This is a genomic window from Pseudomonas sp. OV226 (genome assembly GCF_003148705.1).
Lineage (GTDB): Bacteria > Pseudomonadota > Gammaproteobacteria > Pseudomonadales > Pseudomonadaceae > Aquipseudomonas.
Window position 1 is genome coordinate 221,156 of the sequence record NZ_QGGS01000002.1, and the last position, 25,605, is coordinate 246,760.

27 protein-coding genes, 1 tRNA gene and 1 pseudogene are annotated in these 25,605 nt (G+C 58.7%); 20 read left to right on the forward strand and 9 right to left on the reverse strand.

Features of this window, described 5'->3' with window-relative positions:
- The first annotated feature begins 2 nt into the window (after positions 1-2).
- On the forward strand, positions 3-209 hold the full coding sequence (locus C7534_RS04055; RefSeq protein WP_109785068.1) for a SlyX family protein: 207 nt from the start codon (positions 3-5) through the stop codon (positions 207-209).
- Positions 210-273: 64 nt separating this feature from the next.
- Here the strand turns inward: C7534_RS04055 and C7534_RS33105 are convergent, their stop codons facing one another.
- Positions 274-876 (reverse strand): cold-shock protein, encoded by a 603-nt coding sequence (locus tag C7534_RS33105; RefSeq protein ID WP_046033284.1) that lies wholly within the window; start codon positions 874-876, stop codon positions 274-276.
- A gap of 257 nt (positions 877-1,133) precedes the next feature.
- Here C7534_RS33105 and C7534_RS32285 point away from each other — a divergent pair.
- The 19 genes and pseudogenes from C7534_RS32285 to nadA form a co-directional block, all read left to right on the forward strand.
- Positions 1,134-1,253 (forward strand): annotated as a pseudogene (locus C7534_RS32285) (DNA starvation/stationary phase protection protein); the annotation flags it as partial.
- A gap of 268 nt (positions 1,254-1,521) precedes the next feature.
- Positions 1,522-1,860, forward strand: coding sequence for a ribbon-helix-helix domain-containing protein (locus tag C7534_RS04070; protein WP_046033285.1), 339 nt, complete (start codon positions 1,522-1,524; stop codon positions 1,858-1,860).
- A 136-nt stretch (positions 1,861-1,996) separates the two neighbouring features.
- Entirely contained in the window at positions 1,997-2,218 is a 222-nt protein-coding gene (locus C7534_RS04075; RefSeq protein ID WP_010457489.1) for an FmdB family zinc ribbon protein, read from the forward strand.
- 106 nt (positions 2,219-2,324) lie between these two features.
- Complete coding sequence (gene aspS, locus C7534_RS04080) at positions 2,325-4,100, forward strand: aspartate--tRNA ligase (protein WP_109785069.1); 1,776 nt, start codon at positions 2,325-2,327, stop codon at positions 4,098-4,100.
- Positions 4,101-4,216: 116 nt separating this feature from the next.
- A complete protein-coding gene (locus tag C7534_RS04085) occupies positions 4,217-4,963 on the forward strand; it encodes a YebC/PmpR family DNA-binding transcriptional regulator (RefSeq protein WP_046033287.1) in 747 nt (248 codons plus the stop codon).
- 155 nt (positions 4,964-5,118) lie between these two features.
- Positions 5,119-5,643: a crossover junction endodeoxyribonuclease RuvC gene (gene ruvC / locus C7534_RS04090; protein ID WP_046032063.1), complete on the forward strand. Its 525-nt coding sequence runs from the start codon at positions 5,119-5,121 to the stop codon at positions 5,641-5,643.
- Between the two features lie 116 nt (positions 5,644-5,759).
- Complete coding sequence (ruvA, locus tag C7534_RS04095; RefSeq protein WP_109785070.1) at positions 5,760-6,377, forward strand: Holliday junction branch migration protein RuvA; 618 nt, start codon at positions 5,760-5,762, stop codon at positions 6,375-6,377.
- The gene (ruvB, locus tag C7534_RS04100) at positions 6,378-7,439 is read left to right on the forward strand and encodes a Holliday junction branch migration DNA helicase RuvB (protein WP_109785071.1); all 1,062 of its coding nucleotides are present in this window, start codon (positions 6,378-6,380) and stop codon (positions 7,437-7,439) included.
- A 127-nt stretch (positions 7,440-7,566) separates the two neighbouring features.
- Positions 7,567-8,034: a tol-pal system-associated acyl-CoA thioesterase gene (gene ybgC / locus C7534_RS04105; RefSeq protein ID WP_007945841.1), complete on the forward strand. Its 468-nt coding sequence runs from the start codon at positions 7,567-7,569 to the stop codon at positions 8,032-8,034.
- Complete coding sequence (tolQ, locus tag C7534_RS04110) at positions 8,024-8,719, forward strand: protein TolQ (RefSeq protein ID WP_008147369.1); 696 nt, start codon at positions 8,024-8,026, stop codon at positions 8,717-8,719. The genes ybgC and tolQ overlap by 11 nt, the downstream gene beginning before the upstream one ends.
- Positions 8,720-8,742: 23 nt before the next feature.
- Positions 8,743-9,195, forward strand: coding sequence for a protein TolR (gene tolR, locus C7534_RS04115; protein ID WP_161807482.1), 453 nt, complete (start codon positions 8,743-8,745; stop codon positions 9,193-9,195).
- Positions 9,195-10,274: a cell envelope integrity protein TolA gene (tolA, locus tag C7534_RS04120; RefSeq protein ID WP_109785072.1), complete on the forward strand. Its 1,080-nt coding sequence runs from the start codon at positions 9,195-9,197 to the stop codon at positions 10,272-10,274. The genes tolR and tolA overlap by 1 nt, the downstream gene beginning before the upstream one ends.
- Positions 10,275-10,291: 17 nt before the next feature.
- A complete protein-coding gene (gene tolB, locus C7534_RS04125; RefSeq protein WP_442963196.1) occupies positions 10,292-11,572 on the forward strand; it encodes a Tol-Pal system beta propeller repeat protein TolB in 1,281 nt (426 codons plus the stop codon).
- A gap of 52 nt (positions 11,573-11,624) precedes the next feature.
- A complete protein-coding gene (gene pal / locus C7534_RS04130; RefSeq protein ID WP_003178634.1) occupies positions 11,625-12,122 on the forward strand; it encodes a peptidoglycan-associated lipoprotein Pal in 498 nt (165 codons plus the stop codon).
- 6 nt (positions 12,123-12,128) lie between these two features.
- Positions 12,129-12,968 (forward strand): tol-pal system protein YbgF, encoded by an 840-nt coding sequence (gene ybgF / locus C7534_RS04135; protein ID WP_109785074.1) that lies wholly within the window; start codon positions 12,129-12,131, stop codon positions 12,966-12,968.
- A 166-nt stretch (positions 12,969-13,134) separates the two neighbouring features.
- Positions 13,135-13,782: a 7-carboxy-7-deazaguanine synthase QueE gene (gene queE / locus C7534_RS04140; RefSeq protein ID WP_046032066.1), complete on the forward strand. Its 648-nt coding sequence runs from the start codon at positions 13,135-13,137 to the stop codon at positions 13,780-13,782.
- 1 nt (position 13,783) lies between these two features.
- On the forward strand, positions 13,784-14,476 hold the full coding sequence (queC, locus tag C7534_RS04145; protein WP_046032058.1) for a 7-cyano-7-deazaguanine synthase QueC: 693 nt from the start codon (positions 13,784-13,786) through the stop codon (positions 14,474-14,476).
- Positions 14,477-14,539: 63 nt separating this feature from the next.
- Positions 14,540-14,615 (forward strand) — tRNA-Lys (locus tag C7534_RS04150).
- A 247-nt stretch (positions 14,616-14,862) separates the two neighbouring features.
- Complete coding sequence (gene nadA, locus C7534_RS04155) at positions 14,863-15,921, forward strand: quinolinate synthase NadA (RefSeq protein ID WP_046032056.1); 1,059 nt, start codon at positions 14,863-14,865, stop codon at positions 15,919-15,921.
- A gap of 58 nt (positions 15,922-15,979) precedes the next feature.
- On the opposite strand, the gene C7534_RS04160 is transcribed toward nadA, so the two are convergent.
- From C7534_RS04160 to C7534_RS04195, 8 genes are all read right to left on the reverse strand, one after another.
- Positions 15,980-16,468 carry an RDD family protein gene (locus tag C7534_RS04160; protein WP_109785075.1) on the reverse strand — a complete coding sequence of 163 codons (489 nt, stop codon included), beginning with the start codon at positions 16,466-16,468 and terminating at the stop codon, positions 15,980-15,982.
- A 96-nt stretch (positions 16,469-16,564) separates the two neighbouring features.
- Positions 16,565-16,777 carry a cold-shock protein gene (locus C7534_RS04165; protein WP_007934683.1) on the reverse strand — a complete coding sequence of 71 codons (213 nt, stop codon included), beginning with the start codon at positions 16,775-16,777 and terminating at the stop codon, positions 16,565-16,567.
- Between the two features lie 404 nt (positions 16,778-17,181).
- The gene (gene gcvT / locus C7534_RS04170; protein WP_077432198.1) at positions 17,182-18,306 is read right to left on the reverse strand and encodes a glycine cleavage system aminomethyltransferase GcvT; all 1,125 of its coding nucleotides are present in this window, start codon (positions 18,304-18,306) and stop codon (positions 17,182-17,184) included.
- A 38-nt stretch (positions 18,307-18,344) separates the two neighbouring features.
- Positions 18,345-19,721, reverse strand: coding sequence for an L-serine ammonia-lyase (locus tag C7534_RS04175; protein ID WP_109785076.1), 1,377 nt, complete (start codon positions 19,719-19,721; stop codon positions 18,345-18,347).
- A gap of 183 nt (positions 19,722-19,904) precedes the next feature.
- Positions 19,905-22,757: an aminomethyl-transferring glycine dehydrogenase gene (gene gcvP, locus C7534_RS04180; RefSeq protein WP_046032053.1), complete on the reverse strand. Its 2,853-nt coding sequence runs from the start codon at positions 22,755-22,757 to the stop codon at positions 19,905-19,907.
- Between the two features lie 11 nt (positions 22,758-22,768).
- A complete protein-coding gene (gcvH, locus tag C7534_RS04185) occupies positions 22,769-23,152 on the reverse strand; it encodes a glycine cleavage system protein GcvH (RefSeq protein ID WP_046032052.1) in 384 nt (127 codons plus the stop codon).
- A gap of 440 nt (positions 23,153-23,592) precedes the next feature.
- A complete protein-coding gene (locus tag C7534_RS04190; RefSeq protein WP_046032051.1) occupies positions 23,593-25,101 on the reverse strand; it encodes a sigma-54-dependent transcriptional regulator in 1,509 nt (502 codons plus the stop codon).
- A 141-nt stretch (positions 25,102-25,242) separates the two neighbouring features.
- Positions 25,243-25,605, reverse strand: coding sequence for a DUF5064 family protein (locus C7534_RS04195; protein WP_109785077.1), 363 nt, complete (start codon positions 25,603-25,605; stop codon positions 25,243-25,245).

Genomic DNA, 25,605 nt, shown 5'->3' on the forward strand with positions numbered 1-25,605 from the left:
ACATGAGCCTGGAAGAACGCGTTACCGATCTGGAGAGCCAATTGGCCTTTCAGGATGACACCATCCAGGCATTGAGCGATGTGCTGGCGACCCAGCAGCGCGCCGTTGAGCGCCTGCAGTTGCAAATGGCAGCACTGCTCAAGCGGCAGGAAGAAATGGCTGGCCAGTTCGACACCTTTGAAGAAGAAGCGCCACCACCGCATTACTAAAATGCGTGCAATAAAAAACCGCGAACAGCCAGCCTGGCTGTTCGCGGTTTTTTTTAGCCTTGGATCAGCGGCGCGGCAGTGCGGCGATCACATCTTCGGCTTGCAGGCCTTTGTCGCGGTTCATGACGGAGAACTCCACGCGCTGGCCTTCGACCAGAACACGGTGACCTTCACCGCGAATGGCCCGGAAATGCACGAAAATATCATCGCCGGAGTCGCGGGAAATAAAGCCGAAGCCTTTGGAGGTGTTGAACCATTTTACGGTGCCGGTATCGCGGTTGCTCATGTCATAGCTTGGCGAGGCGGCGGCCGGTGAAGATTTGTAGAAGCTGACACCCAGGTGCAGTAAAACGCCGGCCAGGGCAGCCACCAGGCTGAACAGAACGGCAGGCTGGCCGGCGATGACAGGCATCGGCGCGAGCAGCGTCAGGATTTGCAGGAAGACAGCCAGCACCAGCAGAGCGCTGACCAGGTTTTGCAGTTGGTGACGCGGGCCTTTGTTCCAGTAAGGGATGACAGGAGCAAGGGTGAGGTTCAGCAGGCCGAAAAAGGCCAGGTACAGTGCATCGGGTTGTTGCAGGTAAGGTACCGCTTCAGATCGCAGGCTAGGGATGAAGGACAGCAGCAGGGCTGCTGCGCCCGTTAGCAAGTGGACGATTTTCAACATTTTGATTAACTCACGTTAAGACGGATCACAAGGAAGAGCTGATTGAGTACGGTTCGCTTCAGAACAATAAGAGGCGTTGGGCACGTACCCGCTATCAGCCTATGCGCAGCCCCCGGAAAATAGGCGGCAGCGACACACGGTCTATTTAACAGCAAAGCCTGCAGCTACTCAAATCAGGCAGTCAGGCGGTGCTGTGGGGGGGCGATTTGTCCTGGGTCAGTGCGTCATTCGGGGCGGCGGGATGTCGGCAGGTTTGTTATGCGCGGCTTTCTTCTATTAAGGAAGAGGTCGGAGTGCTCACCGCCGATCTGCTGACCCAGCGCATGCAGGTCCACGAGAAAGCCGCCTGGATGTTACGGTCCTTGCTGGATCAGTAATCTCGCCAGTACGCGAATGATGCCGTTGAGGTGTCGTTCGCGTTTTGTCCTTCTACTTCTTCAAGTCGCTTTTGTGCGGGTTAAAACTCGCCTGGGCATGTAGGAAAACGGCCGGCCTAGGACGGTCTCCATGATCCCCCTTCAACTGTTGGCTTATCCTACGTCGAGGGTCATAAAGTCATCTGGATATACCTTTGCGCCTGCGCTTTTATAAGGAAACAGAACGTGCTCTTACAGAAAGCAAGGATGGCAAAGGAGTGTCAACGATATGGATTACGAAGACAGGTTTGGCGAAGGGAGGCTCGGCCCTGCCCGGGATATAAGGGTTGATCCGTTCGTCAGTGAATTTGATATGGGGCTGGCCCGGCCGTTGTCCCGTTCGGTGCGCTTGAATGGTTTTGCGACCTGCTTGCGGCTTGAACAGGTCTATTGGGATATTTTGGGCGATATGGCCAAGGTCAATTGCTGTTCGGTCAGCGCGCTGTTGTCCCATGTGGACCGCGAAGTGCATTTGCGTCACGGCGGGGTCAGGAACTTTACCGGGCTGGTGCGGGTTGTCTGCGTCGTGCGCAGCTTGAAGGAAGGGGGCTGCATTGCGGCGCCTTAGCCGCAGCGACGTAGAGGGTTGAGTGTCAGTCTGTGCAGTCTTACGGCTGCACAGGCTGCATTTAATGGATATAATCCCGCTCTTTGCCGCAAAACCCAGCGTGTGCGGTAGCAATCTGATCGCCGAGACAACCCCCATGCCGATGTACGACTATCAATGTGCTTCCTGTGGTCATCAGTTGGAAGCCATTCAAAAGATCAGCGCAGCACCGCTGGTCGACTGCCCTGCCTGCCAGGCGCCAGAGCTTAAAAAGATGCTGTCCATGCCAGGTTTCCGCCTCAGCGGCACCGGCTGGTACGAAACCGATTTCAAGACCGGCTCGAAGAAGAACCTGGCCGGCGGCGACAAAGCTGACTAGGGTCTAGGGCCTGAGTTGAACCACACGCGTGAGCTCTTGCATCATCCGCAGCCTGATGTGCAGGACTCCAACCGAATTTCGAATTACGAGAAGTGAAACCACTACCATGATGCGCAGCCATTATTGCGGCCAACTGAACGAAAGCCTGGACGGCCAGGAAATTACCCTTTGCGGATGGGTCCACCGTCGCCGTGACCACGGTGGGGTGATTTTCCTCGATATCCGTGATCGTGATGGTCTGGCCCAGGTAGTGTTCGACCCGGACCGCGCTGAATCCTTCGCCGCCGCCGACCGCGTGCGCAGCGAGTACGTCGTGAAGATCACCGGCAAGGTTCGCCTGCGCCCGGCTGGTGCGACCAACGCCAACATGGCGTCGGGCATGATCGAAGTCCTAGGCTACGAACTGGAAGTGCTGAACGAGTCGGAAACCCCGCCGTTCCCGCTGAACGAGTTCTCCGATGTCGGCGAAGAAACCCGCCTGCGCTATCGCTTCCTTGACCTGCGTCGCCCGGAAATGGCCGAGAAGCTGCGTTTGCGTTCGCGCATGACCACCAGCATCCGTCGCTTCCTCGACGAGAACGGCTTCCTCGACGTCGAGACGCCGATCCTGACCCGCGCGACCCCTGAAGGTGCTCGCGACTACCTGGTGCCGAGCCGTACTCACGCCGGTTCGTTCTTCGCCTTGCCGCAATCGCCACAGCTGTTCAAGCAACTGCTGATGGTGGCTGGCTTCGACCGTTACTACCAGATCGCCAAGTGCTTCCGCGACGAAGACCTGCGTGCCGACCGTCAGCCTGAGTTCACCCAGATCGACATCGAGACCAGCTTCCTCGATGAAAACGAGATCATGGGCATCACCGAAAAAATGATCCGCAACCTGTTCAAGGAAGTGCTGGACCTGGAATTCGGCGACTTCCCGCACATGACCTTCGCAGAAGCCATGCGTCGTTACGGTTCCGACAAGCCAGACCTGCGTAACCCGCTGGAACTGGTTGACGTTGAAGATCAACTGAAAGAAGTCGACTTCAAGGTGTTCAGCGGCCCGGCCAACGACCCGAAATGCCGCATTGCCGCGTTGCGCGTTCCAGGCGCTGCGAGCATGCCGCGCAAGCAGATCGACGACTACACCAAGTTCGTCGGCATCTACGGTGCCAAGGGCCTGGCGTACATCAAGGTCAACGAGCGCGCCAAAGGCGTCGAAGGCCTGCAATCGCCAATCGTGAAGAACATCCCTGAAGCCAACCTCAATGTGATCCTGGATCGCGTTGGCGCGGTTGACGGCGACATCGTGTTCTTCGGTGCTGACAAAGCCAAGATCGTCAGCGAAGCCCTGGGCGCGCTGCGGATCAAGGTAGGTAACGACCTGGAGCTGCTGACCTGCAAGTGGGCGCCAATGTGGGTCGTCGACTTCCCGATGTTCGAAGAAAACGACGACGGCAGCTTCACTGCCTTGCACCACCCGTTCACCGCGCCGAAGTGCACCCCGGAAGAACTGGAAGCCAACCCGGCGACCGCTCTGTCCCGTGCCTACGACATGGTGCTGAACGGCACTGAGCTGGGTGGCGGTTCGATCCGTATCCACCGCAAGGAAATGCAGCAGACCGTATTCCGCCTGCTGGGAATCAACGAAGCGGAACAGGAAGAGAAGTTCGGCTTCCTGCTCGACGCCCTGAAGTACGGCGCACCGCCGCACGGTGGCCTGGCCTTCGGTCTGGATCGTCTGGTGATGCTGATGACCGGCGCCCAGTCGATCCGTGAAGTGATCGCCTTCCCGAAAACCCAGAGCGCGGCAGACGTCATGACTCAGGCACCGGGTCAGGTTGATGCCAAGTCACTGCGCGAATTGCACATTCGCCTGCGCGAAACGCCAAAGGCTGAGTAAGGCTGACCGCAAAGGCGCATCCTTGCCGGATGCGCCTTTTCTTTAGGTCGAGATTTTTTTGTTGCTGGCCGACAATCTGTGGCGGGCAATGTTTCAAAGAGAATTCGGAGCGAGTTATGGCGGGTCATTCCAAGTGGGCGAACATCAAGCACCGCAAAGAACGTCAGGATGCCAAGAAGGGCAAGATTTTCACCAAGTGGATTCGTGAACTGACCGTTGCTGCCCGTCAGGGCGGTGGTGACCCGGGTTCCAACCCGCGTTTGCGTCTGGCGCTGGACAAGGCCCTTGGCGCGAACATGAGCCGCGATATCATCGATCGCGCGGTCGCACGCGGTGCCGGTGCTGCCGACACCGACGACATGGTCGAGCTGACCTACGAAGGCTACGGCCCGGGTGGCGTGGCGGTGATGGTCGAGTGCATGACCGACAACCGTAATCGCACCGCCGCCGCGGTTCGCCACGCTTTCAGTAAATGTGGTGGCAACCTCGGCACCGACGGTTCCGTGGCCTATCTGTTCGAGCGCAAAGGGCAGATTTCCTTCGCCCCAGGCGTTGACGAAGATGCCTTGATGGAAGCGGCCATGGAAGCCGATGCCGATGACGTGGTTACCCATGAAGACGGCTCCATCGATGTATTCACTTCGTTTGCCGGTTTCTATTCCGTGCGTAATGCGCTGGAAGCGGCCGGTTTCAAAGGTGAAGACGCAGAAATCGTGATGCTGCCCACTACCAGCGCCGAGCTGGACCTGGAAGGCGCCGAGAAGGTGCTCAAGCTGATCGACATGCTTGAAGACCTGGATGACGTGCAGAACGTCTACTCCAACGCGGACATTCCGGAGTCGGTGGCTGCACAGCTGGGTTAAGGGCGACTAGGATTTAATGTGGGAGCTGGCTTGCCTGCGATGGCATCACCTCGGTGTATCAGACAGACCGAGGTGATGCCATCGCAGGCAAGCCAGCTCCCACAATTGTTATTCGCTGAATTGAATATCGTGCTTTCACTGAACCCGCAGGCGTTATGACTTTAATCCTTGGTATCGACCCCGGTTCGCGCATCACCGGTTATGGCGTGGTACGCGATACCGGCCGTGGCTGCGTTTATGTGGCATCGGGTTGCATTCGAACCGGCTCTGGCGAATTGCACGAGCGTCTGCAAATCGTCTATCGGGGCGTGCGGGAAGTCATTCAGACCTATGGTCCTGTGACCATGGGCATCGAAAAGGTCTTTATGGCACGCAACGCAGACTCCGCGCTGAAGCTGGGTCAGGCCCGGGGTGCGGCGATTGTGGCGGGTGCCGAAGAAAACCTGGAAATAGCCGAGTACACCGCAACCCAGGTCAAACAAGCCGTGACCGGCACCGGTGCGGCGAATAAAGAACAAGTGCAGATGATGGTCATGCACATGCTGAAACTGACCAGCAAGCCGCAAATCGATGCGTCGGATGCCCTGGCCATCGCCATTTGCCATGCGCATACCCGGTCCAGTCTGTTACCCCATGGCCTTGGCGCGGCACGCAGTCGTGGCGGGCGCTTGCGTCTCTGATAGCATCAGCAATCATTTTTTGCGGAATGAGGTTTTTCGTGTCTGTGTCGTCGACGCGACCCCTCGCTCTGTTGGTCGCCAGGCATTGATCTGGCCAACGCTCAAGGATCTGAAACGTGATTGGACGCTTGCGCGGCACACTGGCTGAAAAACAGCCGCCGCACCTGATTCTGGATGTAAACGGTCTGGGGTATGAGTTGGAGGTGCCCATGACCACGTTGTATCGCTTGCCGTCGGTCGGTGAACCGCTGACCTTGCACACCCACTTGGTCGTACGCGAAGACGCGCAGTTACTCTATGGTTTCGCCAGCAAGCGAGAGCGAGACTTTTTTCGCGAGTTGATCCGTCTCAATGGTGTCGGGCCAAAATTGGCGCTGGCGTTGATGTCGAGTCTGGAAGTCGATGAGCTGGTCCGTTGCGTGCAGTCCCAGGACACCTCGGCGCTGACCAAGGTGCCGGGCGTGGGCAAGAAGACGGCCGAACGTTTGCTGGTGGAACTCAAGGACCGCTTCAAGGCCTGGGAAACCGTGCCGACGATGTTCGCGCTGGTGCCAAACCAGCCTGGCGGGCCGGACGCGCCAGCTCCGGTGGCTACCGCCGAAAACGACGCGGTCAGCGCGCTGATTTCCCTGGGCTACAAGCCTCAGGAAGCCAGCAAGGCGATTTCTGCGATCAAGGAGAAAGGCTTGAGCAGTGAAGACCTGATTCGTCGTGCCCTGAAGGGAATGATTTAAGTGATTGAAGCCGATCGTCTGATTGCCGCCATCCCCGGTCCTCGTGACCGCGAGGAAGTCCAGGACCGGGCGATTCGTCCTGTCAGCCTGGCCGAATACATCGGCCAGCCGACTGTTCGCGAGCAAATGGAGTTGTTCATCCAGGCCGCGCGTGGGCGCAACGAGTCTCTGGACCACACGCTGATTTTCGGTCCGCCCGGTTTGGGCAAGACCACGCTGGCGAACATCATCGCCCAGGAAATGGGCGTGTCGATCAAGAGCACGTCAGGGCCGGTCCTCGAGCGTCCGGGTGACCTGGCCGCGTTGTTGACCAATCTTGAACCCCATGACGTGCTGTTTATCGACGAGATCCATCGCCTGTCGCCGATTGTCGAAGAAGTGCTGTACCCGGCCATGGAGGATTTCCAGCTCGACATCATGATCGGCGAAGGCCCGGCCGCGCGTTCGATCAAGCTTGATTTGCCGCCGTTCACCTTGGTGGGCGCAACAACGCGTGCCGGTATGCTGACCAACCCGCTGCGCGATCGCTTCGGCATCGTCCAGCGCCTGGAGTTCTACAGCACCGCGGACCTGGCAACGATTGTCAGCCGTTCGGCGAACATACTGGGCTTGCCGCTGGACCCGGAGGGTGCGTTTGAAATCGCCCGGCGTGCTCGCGGTACGCCACGTATTGCCAATCGCCTGCTGCGCCGAGTGCGCGATTTCGCCGAAGTTCGCGCCAAGGGGCACATTACCAAGCCGATCGCTGATCTCGCCTTGAATCTGCTGGATGTCGACGAGCGTGGCTTCGATCATCAGGACCGGCGCCTGCTGCTGACCATGATCGAGAAGTTCGACGGGGGGCCGGTCGGGGTGGATAGCCTGGCCGCCGCCATCAGCGAAGAACGCCACACCATCGAAGATGTGCTGGAGCCGTATCTGATCCAGCAGGGCTACATCATGCGCACCCCTCGGGGGCGAGTTGTCACCCGGCATGCGTATTTGCACTTCGGTTTAAATATTCCGTCACGATTGGGTGAAATGCCCGTGGTAGACGAGTTCCTGGATGCCGTTGACGATTAATATCCTTTGCGCGCTGATATATTCGGCTTTTGTGCGGTCCCAGGACCGTACTTTTGCCGCAAAGCCGCAGATCAATGAAAAACAGTTGCCTGGCCGGATTGGCAACCTGAGGAGTAAGCACTAGAGTATGCGCGCGCAAAACGGGCTTGAGCCGTTCGTACATCGTTGTCGCGTTTATTACGAGGACACCGATGCGGGCGGCATCGTGTATTACGTCAATTACCTCAAGTTTATGGAACGGGCTCGAACCGAGCGGCTCCGGGATCTGGGCTTTGCCCAATCGGCGCTGGCAGGGGAGGACCTGTTGTTTGTCGTGCATTCCAGCGAAGCGCGTTACCACGCGCCGGCGCGACTGGACGACGAGCTTCTGGTAAGCGCTGAAGTAATCGAATTGAACCGTGTCAGCCTGCGCTTCAAGCAGCAGGTCAGGCGGGCTACGGATAATGTGCTGCTCTGCGAAGGGCAGTTTTTGGTGGCCTGTGTGCGCACTGAAAGTTTGAAACCCCGGGCCATTCCCGAAGCTCTACGAGCGGCCTTTGCCGACGTGAGCGGCGCGGGTACACACTCAAAGCAGGAGATAAAGCGTGGAAGCTAACGTCGTCGACCATTCCTCCATGTGGAGCCTGGTCAGCAATGCCAGTATCGTGGTGCAACTGGTAATGCTGATCCTGGTAGCCGCATCGGTCACCTCATGGATCATGATCTTTCAGCGCAGCAATCTGCTGCGCGCCGGTCGACGTGCCCTGGAGAGCTTTGAAGAGCGCTTCTGGTCGGGTATCGACCTGTCCAAACTCTACCGCCAGGCCGGCAGCAACCCTGATCCGGATTCGGGCGTCGAGCAGATCTTCCGGGCCGGCTTCAAGGAATTCTCCCGTCTGCGCCAGCAGCCAGGTGTCGATCCGGAAGCGGTCATGGAAGGCGTGGCCCGTGCCATGCGCGTTGCCATTTCCCGCGAAGAAGAGAAGCTCGAGCAGAGCCTGCCGTTCCTCGCCACCGTAGGTTCCGTCAGCCCGTACATCGGTCTGTTTGGTACGGTCTGGGGCATCATGAACTCCTTCCGTGGTCTGGCCACTGCCCAACAAGCGACCCTGGCCACTGTGGCGCCAGGTATTGCCGAGGCACTGATTGCAACTGCGATCGGCTTGTTCGCCGCCATCCCGGCCGTTATCGCTTACAACCGTTTTGCTGCTCGCAGTGAAACCCTGCTGGGCCGTTACTACACCTTCGCCGATGAATTCCAGGCGATCCTGCACCGCAAAGTGCACACCAGCGAAGAATAAGCAGGTAATTTCCAATGGCTTTAATCGCTCGAGCTCGCAAAAAGCGCAAGCCGGTTGCCGAGATGAACGTGGTGCCTTACATCGACGTGATGTTGGTGCTGCTGGTCATCTTCATGGTGACCGCGCCGATGCTCAATCAGGGCGTGAAAGTTGATCTGCCCAAGGTTTCCAGCGAAGCCTTGCCGCAGGACAACAACACCCAGGTCCTGACCATTTCGATCAAGGCTGACAAGACCTACTACTGGAACCTTGGCAGCGAAGTCGACACCGAAAAGCAGCAGGACAAGGCCATGACCTTGCCGCAGATGACTGACGCGGTGACCAAGATCATTCGTGCCGGCACTGAAGGCGGCAAGCGCACTCAGGTGTTCATCCGCGGCGACAAGACCGTCGACTACGGTTCGGTCATGGGCGCCATGGGCGGGTTGCAGAAAGCCGGGGTCGGTAATGTTGGCTTGATTACCGAGGCGCCCTGATGCAGCAACAACGAGAGCCAACAGCCTCGGAAAGCTACTTCTGGCCTAGTGTCTGGGCGATTGGCTTGCACGTGCTGGTGTTCGGCATGCTGTTTGTCAGCTTTGCCTTCACGCCTGAGTTGCCGCCGGCCAAGCCAATTGTCCAGGCGACGCTGTACCAGCTGAAATCGAAAAGTCGGGCGACCACCCAGACCAATCAGAAGATTGCGGGTGAGGCGCAGAAATCTGCTGCGCGCCAGACCGAAGTCGAACAGCTGGAGCAGAAGAAGGTCGAGCAGGAAGCGGTGAAGGCTGCGGAACAAAAGAAAGAAGAGGCGGCTCAAAAGGCCGAGGAAGCCAAGAAGGCTGACGAGTCGAAGAAAGCGGATGAGGCGAAAAAGGCTGATGAAGCCAAGAAAGCCGATGAAGCGAAGAAGACCGCCGAAGCCAAAAAGGCCGAAGAGAAACAATTGGCTGATATAGCCAAGAAGAAAGCCGAAGAAGAAGCCAAGAAAGCCGCTGAAGAAGAGGCCAAGAAAGAGGCCGCTGAAGAAGCGAAGAAGAAAATCGTCGAAGACGCGAAGAAGAAAGCCGCCGAAGACGCCAAGAAGAAAGCTGAAGCTGAAGAGGCGAAGAAGAAAGTCGCCGAAGATGCGAAGAAGAAAGCTGCTGCCGATGCTGCGAAGAAGAAATCGCAGGATGCAGCACGTAAATCCGCCGAAGACAAAAAGGCTCAGGCCCTGGCAGATTTGCTTTCCGACACGCCGCAGCGCCAGCAGGCCTTGGCGGATGAACAGGGTGACGAAGTCGCCGGCAGTTTCGATGATTTGATTCGTGTTCGTGCGGCGGAAGGCTGGGCTCGTCCACCTTCGGCGCGCAAAGGTATGACAGTCGTGCTGCAAATCGGCATGTTGCCGGATGGTACGGTGACTTCGGCCAGCGTGGCCAAGTCCAGTGGTGACGGTCCGTTTGATGCGTCTGCTGTAGCGGCAGTGAAGAATATTGGACGTTTGACAGAAATGCAGGGAATGAAGCCGAGCGATTTTGCTCCGTATCGTTCATTCAAGATGACATTCACGCCTGAGGATTTAGCCCCGTGAGAAACCTTCTACGAGGAATGCTAATCGCTATCTGCTGCATGGCAGGGATGGCGATGGCAGATGAGAAAAACATTCTGGTCACCAGCGGCAGTGATCGGGCTACCCCGATTGCAGTCGTGCCGTTTGCGTTCCAGGGCGGCGCTGTGCTGCCGGACGACATGGCCGAAATCATCGGTAACGACCTGCGCAACTCGGGTTACTACTCGCCGATTCCAAAGCAGAACATGATCAGCTTGCCGAGCCAGGCCAGCGAAATCATTTTCCGTGACTGGAAGGCGGTGGGTGCCCAATACATCATGGTCGGCAGTATCGTTCCAGCGGGCGGTCGCCTGCAGGTTCAATACGCACTGTTCAACGTTGCCACCGAGCAGCAAGTACTGACCGGCAGCGTGTCGGGCAGTACAGATCAGTTGCGCGACATGGCGCACTACATCTCCGACCAGTCGTTTGAAAAACTCACCGGTATCAAAGGTGCGTTCTCGACTCGCCTGCTGTACGTGACGGCCGAGCGTTTCTCCGAGAAGAACACGCGTTACACGCTGCAACGTTCGGACTATGACGGTGCCCGTGCCGTGACCCTGCTGCAATCGCGCGAGCCAATCCTGTCGCCGCGTTTTGCGCCGGATGGCAAGCGCATCGCCTATGTGTCGTTCGAGCAGAAGCGTCCGCGCATTTTCATGCAGAACATCGACACCGGTCGCCGTGAGCAGATCACCAACTTCGAAGGCCTGAATGGCGCGCCAGCCTGGTCGCCGGACGGCAATCGCCTGGCGTTCGTGCTGTCCAAAGACGGCAACCCGGACATCTATGTGATGAACCTGGGTTCGCGTCAGATCTCTCGTGTCACCAACGGTCCCGGCATCAACACCGAACCGTTCTGGGGTAAGGATGGCTCGACCATCTACTTCACCTCCGACCGTGGCGGCAAGCCGCAGATCTACAAAACCAGCGTCGGTGGTGGCGGTGCGGAGCGTGTGACCTTCGTGGGTAACTACAACGCCAACCCTAAACTGTCGGCTGATGAAAAGACCCTGGTGATGATCCACCGCCAGGATGGTTTCACCAATTTCAAGGTGGCGGCCCAGGATTTGCAGCGAGGTAGTGTAAAGATCCTCACTGATAGCACTCTGGACGAGTCGCCTACTGTTGCGCCCAACGGCACCATGGTAATCTACGCCACCCGCCAGCAGGGCCGGGGAGTCTTGATGCTCGTGTCCATTAATGGACGCGTAAGGCTCCCGCTTCCTACCGCTCAAGGCGAAGTCAGAGAACCTTCCTGGTCCCCTTACCTGAACTGACGCGGCGCTACACGTTGTACTTAACACATTGGGGTTCATTAGGAGTTTCACGATGGAAATGCTGAAGTTTGGTAAATTTGCTGCGCTGGCTCTGGCCATGGCTGTAGCTGTAGGTTGCTCGTCCAAAGGCGGCGACAACGCCGGTGAAGGCGCAGTAGATCCAAACGCTGGTTATGGCGCAAACACTGGTGCCGTTGACGGTTCCCTGAGCGAAGAAGCTGCTCTGCGCGCTATCACCACTTTCTACTTCGAATACGACAGCTCGGACCTGAAGCCAGAAGCCATGCGCGCTCTGGACGTTCACGCCAAAGACCTGAAAGCAAACGGCGCTCGCGTTGTTCTGGAAGGCAACACCGACGAACGTGGTACTCGTGAGTACAACATGGCACTGGGCGAGCGTCGTGCGAAAGCCGTTCAACGCTACCTGGTACTGCAAGGTGTTTCCCCAGCTCAGCTGGAACTGGTTTCCTACGGCGAAGAGCGTCCAGTTGCTACCGGCAACGACGAGCAGTCCTGGGCTCAAAACCGTCGCGTCGAACTGCGTAAGTAATTCGTCATGCGAACGTGCCGTCGTGCTGTAACTGTCTTGGCTCTCAGTCTCGCACCGCTTGCGGTGTTGGCTGCGGTTCCTGTGGTCGATAACAACTCCGGTTATAACAATAGCGGGAGCAGTTATCCGCCTGCAGGTTACGGTACGAACGGCGCCTATGCCGGGGGAGGGGTTTCGGCCCCTGTCTCGGCACAGGGCGAGCTGTTCAACCAACTGCAACAAATGCAGCAACAGATCGAGCGCCAGCAAGGCGCGATTGAAGTTCTGCAAAATGATGTGGCGCGCATGAAGCAAGAGAACCTGGAGCGATATCAGGATCTTGATCGGCGCATTGGAACCGGTGCTGCACCTGCCGCGACTTCTGAGAATTCTTCCACCAGTGGTGATTTGAACGCCCCTGGTGCTGCCGTCGGCGCAAGTGCTGGAGCCGCTGCCGCTCAAGCACCTGCCGCGGGTAGCGAGCCGGCTGATCCGGCGAAGGAAAAGCTGTATTACGACGCAGCCTTCGACTTGATCAAAGCCAAGGATTTCGACAAGGCCAGCCAGGCTTTTGCCGCATTCCTGCGCAAATACCCGAACAGCCAATACGCGGGCAATGCCCAGTACTGGCTGGGCGAAGTGAACCTGGCCAAAGGCGATCTGCAAGGTGCAGGTCAAGCGTTTGCCAAGGTTTCACAGTTGTACCCAAAGCACGCCAAAGTGCCTGATTCGTTGTACAAGCTCGCTGATGTGGAACGCCGCCTTGGTCACACCGACAAGGTCAAGGGCATTCTGCAGCAGGTTGTATCCCAGTATCCGGGGACTTCCGCAGCTCAGTTGGCGCAACGAGACTTGCAGCGCATGTAAGCTGGCTTGACCCGATTTGAAGAAACCCGCGCTTGTCGCGGGTTTTTTCGTTAGAATTCACGCCCTTTTTATGAAACACGCTTTTCGGGATCTGCGCGGTGGCGGGGTTCCTTGAAGTGCCTGACGGAGGCGGACAGCCTGTTTAGCTGTTATGCCCGTGGCGACTATGCAAGACACATTGAGAATCACCGAAGTTTTTTACTCGTTGCAGGGTGAAACGCGGACTGCCGGGCTGCCCACAGTATTTGTGCGCCTGACCGGTTGCCCATTGCGTTGCCAATACTGCGACAGCGCCTATGCCTTCACGGGTGGAACCATCCGCCCGCTCGACGATATCCTCGAGCAAGTGGCCGGTTTTCGCCCGCGTTATGTGTGTGTCACCGGTGGTGAGCCACTGGCACAACCTAACGCCATCCCATTGCTCAAGCAGTTGTGTGACGCCGGTTACGAAGTGTCACTGGAAACCAGTGGTGCGCTCGACATCTCGGCAGTAGATTCTCGGGTCAGTCGCGTTGTCGACCTGAAAACCCCGGGTTCGAAGGAAGCACACCGCAACCGCTACGAAAATATCGAATTGCTCACGCCCAACGACCAAGTGAAGTTTGTCATCTGCTCGCGGGAAGACTACGACTGGGCTGTGTCCAAGCTGATCCAGTACGGTCTTGATCGGCGCGCCGGTGAAGTCCTGTTCTCGCCAAGCCACCATGACCTGAATGCTCGGGATCTGGCGGACTGGGTCGTGGCGGACAACCTGCCTGTGCGTTTGCAATTGCAGCTGCATAAATATCTTTGGAATGACGAGCCGGGGCGCTGAAATGACTGAACAATCGAACACTGCTGAAAAACGTGCGGTCATCCTGCTGTCCGGTGGCCTGGACTCGGCGACAGTCGTGGCCATGGCTCGCGCCGAAGGTTACAGCTGCTACACCATGAGCTTTGATTATGGTCAGCGGTCTCATGCCGAGTTGCATGCCGCTGCACGCGTCGCCCGAGACTTGGGTGTGGTCGAGCACAAGGTGATCGGTCTGAACCTGAACGGCATTGGCGGCTCGGCACTGACCGACAGCAGCATCGACATACCTGAAGAGCTCGGCGAAGGTATTCCGGTGACCTACGTACCGGCACGCAACACGGTGTTTCTGTCGCTGGCGTTGGGCTGGGCGGAAGTGCTGGGTGCGCGTGACATCTTTATTGGCGTCAATGCGGTGGATTACTCCGGTTACCCCGACTGCCGTCCTGAGTTCATCGAGTCGTTCGAGCGCATGGCCAATCTGGCGACCAAGGCCGGTGTCGAGGGCAATGGTTTCCGCATTCAGGCGCCGCTGCAGAACCTGAGCAAGGCACAGATCGTTGAGGCTGGCGTGAAGCTTGGCGTCAATTACGGGCTGACCGTTTCCTGCTATCAGGCCGACGATAACGGTCGTGCGTGCGGTAAATGCGACAGCTGCCGACTGCGCGCAGAAGGCTTCGCGGCGGCCGGAATCAGCGACCCAACACCTTATTTTTGATTTATTTCAAATTAGGTGTTGAATAGTCCTTAAAAATCAGTATTATACGCGCCACCACACAGCGGGTCGTTAGCTCAGTTGGTAGAGCAGTTGGCTTTTAACCAATTGGTCGTAGGTTCGAATCCCACACGACCCACCATTTTTGTAGCAGTTTTAAAAGTCTGGAAGGCCCACGCAAGTGAGGATTTCCGGATTTTTTTTTGCCCGCGATTTAAGGTCGGCCGGGTCAGAATCATCTTTTGCATCTGCGGGATATTCTGTAGCCTTGCCCAGCTTCAACGCTGTCCGTGCCTGATGAATACTCACTCTCCCGGCGGTACCCTGAAAGGGTCGGAGCCGGGTGTATACTCGACTTTCGCGCAAATGCGCCTGCAGGTCTTGCGAACATGACGCAGATTTCCGAACGCCTTTTGGTTCAGGCTCACCTCGATGCCAAGCAGCCCAAACCGCTGACTGCCGAGGAAGAGGCCTATTACCGTGCCGCCATCGCCGCCGAGCTCAAGGCTCAGAACGCGGTGCTGGTTGCCCACTTCTATTGCGATCCGGTCATTCAGGCATTGGCTGAAGAAACCGGTGGATGCGTCTCCGACTCGTTGGAGATGGCCCGCTTCGGCGCCGCACATCCGGCCAAAACCGTGGTGGTCGCCGGTGTGAAGTTCATGGGTGAAACCGCGAAAATCCTCACCCCTGAAAAACGTGTGCTGATGCCCACCCTCGAAGCGACGTGCTCGCTGGACCTGGGCTGCCCGGTAGACGAGTTTTCGGCGTTCTGTGATCAGCACCCGGAACGCACCGTCGTGGTGTACGCCAATACCTCGGCGGCAGTCAAAGCCCGGGCGGATTGGGTGGTGACCTCCAGTTGCGCACTGGAAATCGTCGAAAGCCTGATGGACAACGGCGAGACCATTATCTGGGGCCCGGATAAACACCTGGGCACCTACATTCAGCGCCAGACCGGTGCGGACATGCTGCTGTGGGACGGTGCTTGCATCGTTCACGAGGAGTTCAAGTCCAAGCAGCTTGAAGACATGAAGGCGCTGTACCCCGAAGCCGCGATTCTGGTGCACCCGGAGTCCCCGACCTCGGTGATCGAACTGGCGGATGCCGTCGGTTCTACCAGCCAGTTGATCGCGGCGGCGCAGAGCCTGCCAAACAAGACGTTGATCGTCGCCACCGACCGCGGCATTTTCTACAAAATGCAGCAGCTGTGCCCGGACAAGGTCTTCATCGAAGCGCCAACGGCCGGTAACGGTGCCGCGTGCCGCAGTTGCGCACACTGCCCGTGGATGGCAATGAACACGCTTGAGCGCCTGCTGAAGAGCTTGAAAGAGGGGGCGAATGAGATCTTTGTCGATCCTGCGCTGATTCCGCAGGCGATTCGCCCATTGAAGCGCATGCTCGACTTCACTCAGGCTGCGCGAATGAAGCTGGCGGGTAACGCCTGATTCGCTGACCGCTAAAAAAACGCCCCGATTTGGTCGGGGCGTTTTTGCATCTGGCGGTTTACTTGGTTTTTTTCGGAATCTGTACGAGCTGAGTGTTGGAGTACATGTCATGCCAACTGCGTTTCTGCTTGTCGAACAGCGACCAGAAGAAACCCAGCCCCAGACATAGCCAGGACGCTATCGACACTACAAACCGCAACAGCGCCTGCCACAGGCTGATGGACGAGCCGTCGGCGTTCTGTACGCGGATGCACCACACCTGCATGCCCAGTGTCTGGCCAGACCAGGTCCAGAACTTGGCGAAAAAGCCGAACAGTACAAACAGCAACACCGTCGAGAGCAATGGATCGCCGTCCAGCGCGCCGGCTTCGGTCAGGGTGCGCATTTTTTCTTCGCCGAGGATGGCCATCTGGATCATCTTGTAAATGCCGCTGGTGACGATCAGCAGGGCGGTGCATAACAGGAAGTCATAGAACATCGCTGCCAGGCGACGACCCAGGGGGGCGGTGGGGAAGTCGCCCTGGGGGTTGAGCAGGTGTTTCGACATGGCAGCCTCTGGGCAGAAAAAAGAAGCCATTTTACGGATTTACGCGCACAAAAAAGCCCCTGATGTCAGCATCAGGGGCTTTTTCGTTACAGAAGATTAACCTTCTGCTTGAACCTCGTCAGCCTGCATGCCTTTCTGGCCTTGCACGGCAACGAAAGTCACTTTCTGGCCTTCTTTCAGGCTCTTGAAGCCGTTGCCCTGGATGGCGCGGAAATGTACGAACAGATCCGGACCGCTTTCAGGAGTGATAAAACCAAAACCTTTCTCGTCGTTAAACCACTTGACGGTACCGCTCTGACGTTGGGACATTTCTTATTTCCTTTGACGCAAAAATTAATGACAGTCTCCTTCTCATGAAAGAGTACTGGGGCTGGTTGCAGGAGAGTAAGAAGACGTCGAACGGGATGTAGCTAACTTGTAGGCTACTGCCCAGGTCACGATTCCAAGCGACCCATGCAAACACAGTGAACAAACTCTACGCCAACTATGGGAGAAAAAACAAGCCCCGTCAGAGGCCCGGTTTTGCTCAGGTTGAGCGCACTAGTCGATCCACTAGAGCCTTCTTATTCTATGTCGCTGCTCAATTGTTTTAGAACGTTATAAGCAGCGTTCATAAACGAAGCTTATTGGTAATGACATGCACTATTTTATGGCGGTTGCGTTACACATTAGTGCACTGTTAACGCCACCGCGTTACTTATAGAAACAGTCAATCAGCCGCGATAGTAGCGTTGTGCAACAAATGGCATTTTGCTTACAAGCAAAGGCACCTTTTTCCCACGGACAATCGCCCATACGGGTGTGTCGATGGCGATGTAGGCGCTGTCGAGGTAACCCATGGCCAAAGGACCTGCCAGGGTCGGGCCAAAACCGCCGCTGCATACGGCGCCGATGATGTCGCCAGCCTCGTTGACGATTTCCGCACCCTCACGCACAGGCGTGCGTTCCTGAGGCAGCAGGCCCACGCGCTTGCGGCTGACACCACCTTGTTGTTGCGCGAATACGGTTTCAGCGCCAGGGAAGCCGCCGGCCCGCGCACCATCGGCACGACGCGGCTTGGAGATGGCCCACAGCAGGCTTGCTTCGATCGGGGTGGTCTCGGTGTTCATGTCGTGGCCGTAGAGGCACAGGCCGGCCTCCAGGCGCAACGAGTCGCGCGCACCCAGGCCGATGGCGGCGACTTCTGGTTCGGCCAGGAGGGCGCGTGCCAGGGCTTCGGCATTGGCGGCCGGTACGGAGATTTCGAAGCCGTCTTCCCCGGTGTAGCCCGAACGGCTGACGAAGCAGTCCACGCCCAGCAATTTCACGCGGGTGAACTGCATGAAGGTCATCTTCGCCACTTCAGGGGCCAGGCGCGCAAGCACGGTGACTGCGGCCGGACCTTGCAGGGCCAGCAAGGCGCGTTCTTCGAACAGGGGCTCAATGGTGCATTGCTCGCCAATGTGCTTGCGCAGGTGCGCCAGGTCCTGATCCTTGCAGGCTGCGTTGACCACCAGGAACAATTCGTCGTTACCGAGGTTGGCGACCATCAGGTCGTCGAGAATGCCACCGGTTTCATTGGTGAACATCGCGTAGCGCTGCATGCCCACCGGCAGGTCGATGATGTCCACCGGCACCAGGGTTTCCAGGGCCTTGGCGGCATTGGCGCCGGTCAGGCGGATCTGGCCCATGTGCGAAACATCGAACAGCCCGGCTTGATCGCGGGTGTGCTGGTGTTCTTTCATTACGCCAAGCGGGTATTGCACTGGCATGTCATAGCCGGCGAACGGCACCATGCGCGCGCCGAGTTCGATGTGCAGGGCGTGCAACGGGGTTTTCAGCAATTGTTCGGTGGACATATTCAGCTCCTGAAAAAGTGTGCCAATGCGCGTGAGCATCAGCACTCGATAATGTTGACCGCCAAACCGCCACGGGCGGTTTCCTTGTATTTGCTTTTCATGTCGGCGCCAGTCTGGCGCATGGTGCGGATGACCTTGTCGAGGGAGACGAAGTGCTGACCGTCCCCACGCAGCGCCATGCGCACCGCATTGATGGCCTTCACCGAGCCCATGGCATTGCGCTCGATGCAAGGCACTTGCACCAGCCCGCCAATCGGGTCGCAAGTCAGGCCCAGGTTGTGTTCCATGCCGATTTCCGCCGCGTTTTCCACTTGCTGCACGGTCCCGCCAAGGACCTCGCACAAGGCGCCGGCGGCCATGGAACAGGCCACGCCGACCTCGCCCTGGCAACCGACTTCGGCGCCAGAGATCGAGGCGTTTTCTTTGTAGAGAATGCCGATGGCCGCCGCGGTCAGCAGAAAGCGCACGACCCCGTCTTCATTGGCCCCCGGGATAAAGCGCATGTAGTAATGCAAAACCGCTGGAATGATCCCGGCTGCACCGTTAGTGGGCGCGGTGACGACGCGTCCGCCATTGGCGTTTTCTTCGTTGACCGCCAGGGCGTACAGATTGACCCAGTCCAGCACCGACAGCGGATCGCGCAATGACGATTCCGGGTTCTTGCACAATTGTCGATGCAGGGCGGCGGCGCGGCGCTTGACCTTCAAGCCGCCGGGCAGGATGCCTTCGTTGCGGCAACCGGCGTCGACGCAGTCCTGCATCACTTGCCAGATTTTCAACAGGCCGGCGCGGGTTTCCGCTTCCGGGCGCCAGGCGCTTTCGTTGGTCAGCATCACCTGGCTGATGGACAGGCCGTAGGTGGTGCAATGACTGAGCAAGTCCTTGGCACTTTTGAACGGGAAGGTCAGCGGCGTGGCGTCTTCGACGATGCGGTCGGCGCCGGCGGCGTCTTCATCGACCACAAAACCACCACCGACCGAGTAGTACTCGCGGCTGCGGATCTGTAGGCCCGCCGCGTCGAACGCGCGAAAGATCATGCCGTTGGGGTGATAGGCCAACGGTTTGCGAATCATCGCCAGGTGTTCTTTCTCGTTGAACGCAATGCTGTGTTCGCCGAGCAGGTTCAAGCGCCCGCTACCGCGAATTTCTTGCAAGCGCGCAGCAACGGTTTCGGTGTCCACGGTGTCCGGGTGTTCGCCTTCGAGGCCGAGCAACACAGCCTTGTCGCTGCCGTGGCCCTTGCCGGTGGCACCGAGCGAACCGTAGAGCTCGATTTTGACGCAGGTGGTGGCAGCCATCAGACCTTCACGGCGCAAACCTTCGGCGAAGCGTGCGGCGGCGCGCATCGGACCGACGGTGTGGGAGCTGGAGGGGCCGATGCCAATCTTGAACAGGTCGAACACGCTTAACGACATGGTTGTTCTCCGGTTTCTTGTTATAGGTGCAACGTGAGCCGTAGGAGCAAAGCTTGCTCGCGATGAACGATGACGCGGTTCATCAGATAGACCGTGTAACGGCTATCGCGAGCAAGCTTTGCTCCCACAGGGATAAGCGGTGTTCTTGAACGCGGGGGCGAGTAAACCCGCCCCCTCATTCGTTTAAGCGTAGCTTTCGATCGACGGGCAGGCGCACACCAGGTTGCGATCGCCGAAGACGTTGTCGACGCGACCGACCGGTGGCCAGTATTTGCCTTCGATCAGCGAGGCAACTGGATACACCGCTTGCTCACGGCTGTACGGGTGGGTCCACTCGCCAACGATCTCTGCTGCGGTGTGCGGAGCGTTTTTCAGTGGGTTGTCGTCCTTGTCCAGCGTGCCGTTTTCCACTGCGCGGATTTCTTCGCGGATGCGGATCATGGCGTCGCAGAAACGGTCCAGTTCTTCCTTGGATTCGCTTTCGGTCGGCTCGATCATCAGCGTGCCGGCGACCGGGAACGACATGGTCGGGGCGTGGAAGCCGAAGTCGATCAGGCGCTTGGCGACGTCATCGACACTGATGCCGCTGCTGTCTTTCAACGGACGCAGGTCGAGGATGCATTCGTGCGCCACCAGGCCGTTGCTGCCGGTGTACAGCACTGGGTAGTGCTCTTCCAGGCGACGGGAGATGTAGTTGGCATTGAGGATCGCCAGCTGCGAAGCGCGCTTGAGGCCCGCACCACCCATCATCGAAATGTACATCCAGGTGATCGGCAGAATGCTCGCGCTGCCGAACGGTGCTGCGCAGACTGCGCCTTCCTTGCGTTCCATCTGGGCGTGGCCCGGCAGGAACGGGGTCAGGTGCGATTTCACGCCGATCGGGCCGACACCCGGGCCGCCACCGCCGTGCGGAATGCAGAAGGTCTTGTGCAGGTTCAAGTGCGACACGTCGCCGCCGAACTTGCCCGGTGCGCAGAGGCCGACCATCGCGTTCATGTTGGCGCCGTCGATGTACACCTGGCCGCCGTTGTCATGAATGATGCCGCAGATCTCGCGGATGCCTTCTTCGAACACGCCGTGGGTCGACGGGTAGGTAATCATCAGCGCAGCGAGGTGTTCGCGGTGCTCGATGGCCTTGGCGCGCAGGTCTTCGATGTCGACGTTGCCGCGAGCATCGCAAGCGGTGACGACGACGCGCATGCCAGCCATGTTAGCGGTGGCCGGGTTGGTGCCGTGGGCGGACGACGGGATCAGGCAGATGTCGCGACGGTCTTCGCCACGGCTCTGGTGATAGGCGCGAATGGCCAGCAGACCGGCGTATTCACCTTGCGAACCGGCGTTCGGTTGCAGCGAGATCGAGTCGTAGCCAGTCGCGGCGCACAGCATCGCTTCCAGTTCGTCGGTCAATTGCTGGTAGCCGGCGCTTTGCTCGGCCGGGGCGAACGGGTGCAGGGCACCGAATTCAGCCCAGGTCACCGGGATCATTTCGCTGGCGGCGTTGAGTTTCATGGTGCACGAACCCAGCGGGATCATGGTGCGGTCCAGTGCCAGGTCTTTGTCGGCCAGCTTGCGCAGGTAGCGCATCAGCTCGGTTTCCGAGTGGTAGCGGTTGAACACTGGGTGGCTGAGGATCGGCGATTGGCGCACCAGCGACGCAGGAATGGTGCTCTGCACTACGGCTGCGAGGGCGGCGAAGTCCGGCAGGGTCTTGCCGTCGGCGAAAATACTCCACAGGGTTTCGATGTCAGCCTGGGTGGTGGTTTCGTCGACCGACAGGCCCACACGCTGAGCATCGACCACGCGCAGGTTGATGCGCTGGGCGCGCGCCTGATCGTGCAGCTTGGCGGTATTGGCGCCGGTGTTCAGGGTCAGGGTGTCGAAGAAGCTGGCTTGTTCAACGGTCAGGCCCAGTGCGCTCAAGCCTTTGGCCAGAATCGCCGTCAGGTGATGCACGCGATTGGCGATCTGGGTCAGGCCTTTCGGGCCGTGGTACACGGCGTACATGCTGGCGATGTTGGCCAGCAGCACTTGCGCGGTGCAGATGTTCGAAGTGGCTTTCTCGCGACGGATGTGTTGCTCGCGGGTTTGCATGGCCAGGCGCAGGGCCGGCTTGCCGAAACGGTCCACGGAAACACCGACCAGACGGCCCGGCATGTCACGCTTGAACGCATCTTTGGTGGAAAAGTACGCCGCGTGCGGGCCGCCGAAGCCCAGCGGTACGCCGAAGCGTTGGGCGCTGCCGATGGCCACGTCGGCACCGAATTCGCCCGGTGCGGTCAGCACGGTCAGGGCCAGCAGGTCGGCCGCTACGGCGACCAGTGCGTTGGCCGCGTGGAAGCGTTCGGTCAGCGCGCGGTAATCGAACACGTCACCGTTGCTGGCCGGGTATTGCAGCAGCGCGCCGAAGAACGGCGTCACGTCGGTTAGTTCGAGTTCGTCACCGACGACAACCTCGATGCCCAACGGCTCGGCACGGGTGCGCAGCACGTCGAGGGTTTGCGGGTGGCAATGCACGGAAGCGAAGAATTGGTGGCTGCCCTTGTTCTTGCTCAGGCGTTTGCAGAAGGTCATGGCTTCGGCAGCGGCGGTGGCTTCGTCAAGCAGGGAAGCGTTGGCAATCGGCAGGCCGGTCAGGTCGCTGATCAGGGTCTGGAAGTTCAGCAGCGCTTCGAGACGGCCCTGGGAGATTTCTGGCTGGTACGGGGTGTAGGCGGTGTACCAGGCCGGGTTTTCCAGCAGGTTGCGCAGGATCGGCGATGGCGTGTGGGTGCCGTAGTAGCCCTGGCCGATGTAAGTCTTGAACAGCTGGTTTTTACCGGCGATGGCTTTGATCGACGCCAGGGCATCGGCTTCGCTCAGGCCGTCTTCCAGGCCCAGGACGCTGGTGCCTTTGATGCTGTCGGGAATGACGCTGGCGCTCAGGGCTTCCAGGGAGTCGAAACCGAGGCTGTTGAGCATGGCTTGCTCGTCACCGGCGCGAGGGCCGATATGGCGGGCGATGAATTCGTTGGCGGTGGTCAGATTCACTTGGGTCATGTCAGCGCTCCTCAGGCTTCGGCGTTGGCTTTGATCAGACGGTCGTAGGCATCCTGATCGAGCAATTGGGCGACCGCCGAGGCGTCGCTTGGCTGGAAGCGGAAGAACCAGCCTTCGCCCAGCGGATCTTCGTTGACCAGTTCAGGGCTGCTGTCCAGCGCCGGGTTCACTTCCAGCACCTCGCCGTCCAGTGGCATGTACACGCCGCTGGCGGCTTTTACCGATTCCACGGTGGCGGCTTCGGCGCCTTTGTCATAGGACTGCAGCTCAGGCAGTTGTACAAAAACCACGTCGCCCAAGGCGTTCTGTGCGAAAGCGGTGATGCCGACAGTAACGCTGCCGTCAGCTTCGGTGCGCAGCCATTCGTGGTCTTCAGTAAAACGCAACTCGCTCATGTGAACTCCTAAGGGGGGCCAGACTCGTCTGGTGGACGCTATTGAATGCTTGGGCAAAGCCCTGGTTATGAGGACTACATAGCAAGAACACGGCCAATGTTGGTTTAGCCGTTATTTATCAATGACTTATGACGTTTTGCAGATTGGTTGAATTCATCGCGTGTAGCGAAATCGATACGGTCGGAGACGGGGGAGAAAGCCGAGGTGGATCAAAGCCTTGCACAGCCGTGATCGGGGAGGGGTGTAGCGATATCGTTCCGCTGTAGCGCTTTCAGTACAGATGGAGGTCGTTTTTGAACATGGACCCTGTAGGAGCCGAGCTTGCTCGCGATGGCGGTACTTCAGTCGAAATCAAAGGTGACTGAAGTACCGCCATCGCGAGCAAGCTCGGCTCCTACAGGGGGCTGTGGTGTTTGGGGGATTGTGATCCCGCCACAAGCTCAGGGCTTGTTGGGTATGCCGTACTTGCGCAACCGATGGGCAATCGCCGTGTGGGAAGTTTGCAGGCGGCTGGCCAGTTGGCGGGTCGAGGGGTAGCTGATATAGAGTTTTTCCAACAGGGTTTTTTCAAACGATTCCATGGCCTGTTCCAGGCTGTCGACTTCGCTGTCGTTCTGGCGCGCCACCGAGGTGCCGGCGATGTCGAGGTCGCCGATGTCGACCAGCGTGCTTTCGCAAATCGCCGCGGCACGGAAGATCACGTTCTGCAATTGCCGCACGTTGCCCGGCCAGCGATTGCCCAGCAACGCCGGGTAGGTGCCCGGTGCCAGGCGACAGACCGGGCGCTGGATTTGTGCACAGGCCTGCTGCATGAAATAGCGGGCGAGCAACAGAATGTCCTGGCCGCGTTCGCGCAGCGGCGGGACTTCAACGTTGAGCACATTGAGGCGATAGAACAGGTCTTCGCGAAAGCTGCCCTCGCTGACCATTTTTTCCAGGTCGCGGTGGGTGGCGCTGAGAATCCGCACATTGACCTTCACCTCGCGATCACCGCCAACGCGGCGAAAGCTGCCGTCATTGAGAAAACGCAGCAGTTTGGCCTGCAAGTACGGCGACATCTCGCCGATTTCATCCAGAAACACCGTGCCCTGGTTGGCCAGTTCCATCAGCCCCGGTTTGCCGCCCCGTTGCGCACCCGTGAAGGCGCCGGGGGCATAGCCGAACAGTTCGCTTTCGGCGAGGTTCTCCGGCAATGCCGCGCAGTTGAGCGCGAGGAATGGCGAACTGTGCCGAGCGCTGCTGGCGTGGCAGGCCCGTGCCACCAGTTCTTTGCCGGTGCCGGTTTCGCCCTGGATCAGCAGCGGCGCATCGAGGGCCGCGACCCGTTGTGCGCGCGCCTTGAGGGTGCGGATGACGGGTGACTCGCCCAGCAGCGCATCGAACCCTTCGGCATGGTCATGGTGCAGCGCCGAGAGGCGTTCACCGATGCGGTTGGGTTGATACAAGGTCAACAGGGCGCCCGCGTCGGTGATCGGCGTGGCGTCCAGCAGCAATGTCTGACCGTCGACGGTGATTTCCCGCAGCGGCAGGCGAAAGCCATGCTCAAGCAGGGCGTCGAGCAGTGCCGGGTCGGCAAACAGGTCGGCGATGCTTTCGCCCGCCGGTTCACGACCGTACAACGCGATCAAGGCCGGGTTGGCCAGCAACACTTTGCCGGCACTGTCCAGCGCCAGGACCGGGTCGGTCATGGCCGCGAGCAAGGCATCGAGTTGCAGGTGCCGGCGCTGGCCGGGAAGGATGTCGACCACCGTCACCGCTTGCACACCGCGCACGCTGAACAACGCATCGCGCAGCTCTTCGAGGACTTGCGGGCTCAGGGTCGGGGCATCGATGTAAACGTTGGGCGGCACCATCTCCACCGCATCCAGATTGAGGTTGCGCCCACCGAGCAGGGCCAGGACTTCCTGGGTAATACCGACGCGGTCGATGAAGCTGACGTGGATACGCATGGGGTGGTTCAGTGTTCTGAAGTGCGGAGGGTGGCAAGTATGCCTTGGCGCAGGGGATAAGGTGAAATTCGGTGCAGGATTTGCGGGCAACACAGAACCCCTGTGGGCGCGAGCAGGCTCGCTCCCACAGGGGTCAGTGGATTACTCGAAGTCTTTGATATCTACAGGGTCGCCGGATTTCATGTCCAACTGCTTGCGTATGTCTTCAAACATCAAGTCGTAATGTTTGTGTACCGAGCCGATCTGGCTATGGGTCTTTGGAATGCCGTACTTCTCGGCGATCGCTGTCACGTTTCTGGCGAAGTTGTAAGCCTCCTCCTTGGGCAGAAAGAAGGCCTCTTTCATGTCCTTCCCTTGCATGCTGCCATGCAGGGTGAACTGAATTCCTTTCACCCCTTTATCATTTTTGCTGACTTCATAGTCGAGCTTCACGTCGTAGCTGACATCGTCCTTGGTCAACGCGTGTCGCTCGATGTGTAAATGACCTGGCTCAAACAGTGCCAT

What these genes read in the sequence shown, in the direction of transcription:
- C7534_RS04055 (WP_109785068.1), top strand. Translation starts at nt 3, where the DNA reads ATGAGCCTGGAAGAACGCGTTACCGATCTGGAGAGCCAATTGGCCTTT.
- C7534_RS33105 (WP_046033284.1), bottom strand. Translation starts at nt 876, where the DNA reads ATGTTGAAAATCGTCCACTTGCTAACGGGCGCAGCAGCCCTGCTGCTG.
- C7534_RS04070 (WP_046033285.1), top strand. Translation starts at nt 1,522, where the DNA reads ATGGATTACGAAGACAGGTTTGGCGAAGGGAGGCTCGGCCCTGCCCGG.
- C7534_RS04075 (WP_010457489.1), top strand. Translation starts at nt 1,997, where the DNA reads ATGCCGATGTACGACTATCAATGTGCTTCCTGTGGTCATCAGTTGGAA.
- aspS (WP_109785069.1), top strand. Translation starts at nt 2,325, where the DNA reads ATGATGCGCAGCCATTATTGCGGCCAACTGAACGAAAGCCTGGACGGC.
- C7534_RS04085 (WP_046033287.1), top strand. Translation starts at nt 4,217, where the DNA reads ATGGCGGGTCATTCCAAGTGGGCGAACATCAAGCACCGCAAAGAACGT.
- ruvC (WP_046032063.1), top strand. Translation starts at nt 5,119, where the DNA reads ATGACTTTAATCCTTGGTATCGACCCCGGTTCGCGCATCACCGGTTAT.
- ybgC (WP_007945841.1), top strand. Translation starts at nt 7,567, where the DNA reads ATGCGCGCGCAAAACGGGCTTGAGCCGTTCGTACATCGTTGTCGCGTT.
- tolA (WP_109785072.1), top strand. Translation starts at nt 9,195, where the DNA reads ATGCAGCAACAACGAGAGCCAACAGCCTCGGAAAGCTACTTCTGGCCT.
- tolB (WP_442963196.1), top strand. Translation starts at nt 10,292, where the DNA reads ATGCTAATCGCTATCTGCTGCATGGCAGGGATGGCGATGGCAGATGAG.
- pal (WP_003178634.1), top strand. Translation starts at nt 11,625, where the DNA reads ATGGAAATGCTGAAGTTTGGTAAATTTGCTGCGCTGGCTCTGGCCATG.
- ybgF (WP_109785074.1), top strand. Translation starts at nt 12,129, where the DNA reads ATGCGAACGTGCCGTCGTGCTGTAACTGTCTTGGCTCTCAGTCTCGCA.
- queE (WP_046032066.1), top strand. Translation starts at nt 13,135, where the DNA reads ATGCAAGACACATTGAGAATCACCGAAGTTTTTTACTCGTTGCAGGGT.
- queC (WP_046032058.1), top strand. Translation starts at nt 13,784, where the DNA reads ATGACTGAACAATCGAACACTGCTGAAAAACGTGCGGTCATCCTGCTG.
- nadA (WP_046032056.1), top strand. Translation starts at nt 14,863, where the DNA reads ATGACGCAGATTTCCGAACGCCTTTTGGTTCAGGCTCACCTCGATGCC.
- C7534_RS04160 (WP_109785075.1), bottom strand. Translation starts at nt 16,468, where the DNA reads ATGTCGAAACACCTGCTCAACCCCCAGGGCGACTTCCCCACCGCCCCC.
- C7534_RS04165 (WP_007934683.1), bottom strand. Translation starts at nt 16,777, where the DNA reads ATGTCCCAACGTCAGAGCGGTACCGTCAAGTGGTTTAACGACGAGAAA.
- gcvT (WP_077432198.1), bottom strand. Translation starts at nt 18,306, where the DNA reads ATGTCCACCGAACAATTGCTGAAAACCCCGTTGCACGCCCTGCACATC.
- C7534_RS04175 (WP_109785076.1), bottom strand. Translation starts at nt 19,721, where the DNA reads ATGTCGTTAAGCGTGTTCGACCTGTTCAAGATTGGCATCGGCCCCTCC.
- gcvP (WP_046032053.1), bottom strand. Translation starts at nt 22,757, where the DNA reads ATGACCCAAGTGAATCTGACCACCGCCAACGAATTCATCGCCCGCCAT.
- gcvH (WP_046032052.1), bottom strand. Translation starts at nt 23,152, where the DNA reads ATGAGCGAGTTGCGTTTTACTGAAGACCACGAATGGCTGCGCACCGAA.
- C7534_RS04190 (WP_046032051.1), bottom strand. Translation starts at nt 25,101, where the DNA reads ATGCGTATCCACGTCAGCTTCATCGACCGCGTCGGTATTACCCAGGAA.
- C7534_RS04195 (WP_109785077.1), bottom strand. Translation starts at nt 25,605, where the DNA reads ATGGCACTGTTTGAGCCAGGTCATTTACACATCGAGCGACACGCGTTG.